We start from the raw sequence: 3,227 nt of genomic DNA on the forward strand, positions 1-3,227 counted from the left end.
ACGAAAGGGCGCTGACCTTTTGGTCGCGCCCTTGAAGTTGAACGTCAGATTGTCCAAATGCGGCCCGCGCAGCGTCGGCTGGTCCGCCGTTCGTTAGAACGGCGGAACCTGAGACGTAACCCCTACGGCCGCTGGCCCATGCCACCCTCGAGGGTGACGGTCTCGCCGTTCATGTACTTAAAGTCGGGACCGCAGAGCTGAACGACAACGCGGCCGATCTCCTTCTCGACGTCGCCGTAGTGACCCGCCGGCGGCATGTGGACGTTGGCCTTGAACGCCTCGGGATAGGCATCCTGGAAGTTCTCGAGCGCAGCGGTCCAAGCAAGCGGGCACACGATGTTGACGTTGATGCCGTCCTTGCCCCACTCGTTGGCGGCAACGCGGGTCAGGCCGCGGATGCCCTCCTTGGCGGCGGCATAGCTGCACTGGCCATAATTGCCAAACAGGCCGGCGCCCGAAGCGAAGTTGACCACGGAGCCCTTGGTCTCCTTCAGGTGCGGATAGGCCTTCTGCATGTACAGGTAGGTGGCATACAGGCCAGAGTAAATGGCCAGGTTGAACTGATCCATGGTGTGATCGGCGATGGTCACGCCCGAGGCGCTGGCCTGAGCATTGTTGACGACGGCGTCGATGCGGCCGAACTCCTCAATGGCCTTGTCGATGACGTTCTGGACGACGGCCTCGTTGTCCTGACCAGCCGAGACATCGGCCTGAACAGGCAGAACCTTGACGCCGTACTCGGCCTCGAGAGACTCCTTGGCGGCCTCGAGCTTGGCGACGTTGCGGCCGGTGATGACGAGGTTCGCGCCCTCCTTGGCAAATGCGATATCGATGCCGTAGCCGATGGAGCCAGCGGAACCGTCCTTAAGCGTGGCCTTGCCGCCGCCGGTGACGATCACGGTCTTACCAGTGAAAAGTCCCATACAAAGTCCTTTCAAATCGCGACGGGCACGCCCGCCGACTGCGCGCATCCAACTTCACGCGCCAAAAGCTGAAATGCAACTTTAGCTTCTTCAAGTGAAAAATAAAGCCCATGGCAGGCGAACGGCACCACGTCGTTCGGCGAAGGGATTGTCAAGTACAAACTGAATAAAGCGATCGAGTTATTGCTATCAGATCGAGCCATCGAACACGTTTTGAAACTTTGCTGCGGCGCGCGGGATGTCGGCGCGAGACTTTATCATAGGGTGACAAACAACGATGAGGAGCACATGCCTATGACAGACGAGCTGGACCCCCAGACTCAACAGCATATTGATGATTCCGCAGACGTCACCGCAGATACTGACGCTGTGACCTGCGATGGTATCGACATCGACGACCCCATCTTGAACGAAAGCGCTACGGCGGAAACCCCCGAAACAGAAAACGCCGATGAGCAAAACGACGATGCGCCCGCTCAGGACGACGCCCCTGTACAGGACGACGCCCCGCAAGCAGCGGGCCCCATCGAGGTGTCTTCGGAAGAAGAGCTCGATGCCGTCATGGACTCCATGATGGATGCTGTCAAAGCGATGAAAGACGCCGTCGCCGATGCCGATATCGATGCCGAGGAAGAGGAGGCCGCCGAGGCGGCCTCGACCTTTGTGCCCGGCGAGACTCCGGTTGCCGACCAGGGCAGCACCATGCCCTCGTTTCTGCAGCTCGAGCACCCCACGATTGGCGCCGATGCGGTCGATCCGCACGCAGCAGGCTTTTCTGTGGTCGAGGGCGGTACCGGCAATATCGCCGCGCCGCAGGCTGCCGATGCGGACGCTGCCGACACCGCTCGCCCGACCGCCCCGCACTCCCCCGCCGCAAGCCGCGATCTGGGGACCGCTGTCTCGAACACTGCGAACGCCGTGGGTACCTTTATCGCCCAGGGCGCCTCGGCCATGCGCGAGATGAACGCCGCGAAAAAGGCACTTGCCGATGCCCGCGCCCACCTGGCCGAACTTGAGCAGCGCATTGCCGATCAGGCCGAGGAACTCGAGACGCGCCAGGATATCGCAGGCCGCTACGACCAGATCGTCGCCGACCAGCGCCAGGCGATCGCCACAGCGCAAAAGACCGCTGCGGCAGCCGAAATCAATCGCGATGTCCATGCTTCCAAAGTAGCAGAGCTCAAGGGTCAGCTCGAACAAATGAAGACAGAGGATGACGCGACCGAGCTCCGCCTGAAGGCCGCGCTCGATGCCGTGGAGGCCCGCGAGGCGAGCTCGCGCGAGACCGGCAACCGCCTCGTTCGCCGTCTTGAGGATTCCAAGCGCATCCGCGACAAGGTGCAGGCCGAGCGAGACGCCGGCATTGCCGCCGCACAACAAACCGTCGACGCCACGCGCGCCCAGCTCGAGACACTGCGTCATGAGTATGCCGAGCTGCAACGCAATCCCTCGGCAAATCCCGCCAACTATACGGTGCGCACCAGCGAGCTCTCGATGCAGATCTCCGACACGGCAGATGCCCTGCGTAAAGCCGAAGAAGATGTCCCGCGTATCACCGCCGACCTTGAACACTCGCTTGCCGCAGCCGAGCAGGCCGTCGAGCAAGCTCAAGCCCCTATCGCCGACGCAAAACGCGCGCACCAAGCCGTGACGACCGAAGCCGATGCCGCGCGCGACGAGCTGCAGACGGCGAAGACTGCCGCCGCGACTCGTCAGCGCGAACTGCGCGAGAAGATCACTGCCGAGGACAAGGCACGCCGCGACCAGGAGCAGAGCATCGCCAACGCCCAAGCAGATGCCGCACATGCGCAGTCAATCATCGAACAGGCGACCGAGGTGCACGACCACCCAGAGATCACTGAGTCGCTTGCAGGATCCTTGGCCCGAGACAAAGCCGAACACGCCGAGACCGAGCGAGAAGTCGCCCAGCTCGAGGCCGCCGAGGACGCGGTGCGCGAGCGTACCCGCGACTCACGCATCAAATTCACAGGCGCCATCGTCTGCGTCGTCGCCGCAATCCTGGTGATCATCGCAATCTGGCTGTTCGCGAGCAAGTAAACCAGCCGCCAAAAAACGCCCAACGCAGTTGCGGTGAGATAGTTCCTGTTTAGCCCTCAAAAAGCCAATTCAATAGTCATTGGGGACGTTCTTAAACGACTAGTCAAACAAGAACATCCCCAACGACCACCAATCTCTTGACATAAGGACTGTCCCCAGGTGCCGGCACAGACGATATGAGCAGGACATAAAAACATTGAGAGCCCCTGCTGCATGAAAGACCGCGGATTAGGCCGACAATGGTGA

The 3,227-nt window shown here is 61.3% G+C and carries 3 protein-coding genes; 1 reads left to right on the forward strand and 2 read right to left on the reverse strand.

Translation table 11 applies throughout. The features are described 5' to 3' along the window. Positions 1–122 precede the first annotated feature (122 nt). Both AB5405_RS09570 and AB5405_RS09575 read right to left on the reverse strand, forming a co-directional pair. The gene (locus AB5405_RS09570; RefSeq protein WP_006235414.1) at positions 123–923 is read right to left on the reverse strand and encodes an SDR family NAD(P)-dependent oxidoreductase; all 801 of its coding nucleotides are present in this window, start codon (positions 921–923) and stop codon (positions 123–125) included. 11 nt (positions 924–934) lie between these two features. Next, complete coding sequence (locus AB5405_RS09575; RefSeq protein ID WP_148332093.1) at positions 935–1,126, reverse strand: dsRNA-binding motif domain-containing protein; 192 nt, start codon at positions 1,124–1,126, stop codon at positions 935–937. 91 nt (positions 1,127–1,217) lie between these two features. Between AB5405_RS09575 and AB5405_RS09580 the strand changes: the two genes are divergently transcribed. Then, the gene (locus tag AB5405_RS09580; protein WP_346979799.1) at positions 1,218–2,981 is read left to right on the forward strand and encodes a coiled-coil domain-containing protein; all 1,764 of its coding nucleotides are present in this window, start codon (positions 1,218–1,220) and stop codon (positions 2,979–2,981) included. Positions 2,982–3,227: the final 246 nt, after the last annotated feature.

Origin of the sequence: Collinsella aerofaciens (assembly GCF_040920445.1) — a bacterium.
GTDB lineage: Bacteria > Actinomycetota > Coriobacteriia > Coriobacteriales > Coriobacteriaceae > Collinsella > Collinsella aerofaciens_BH.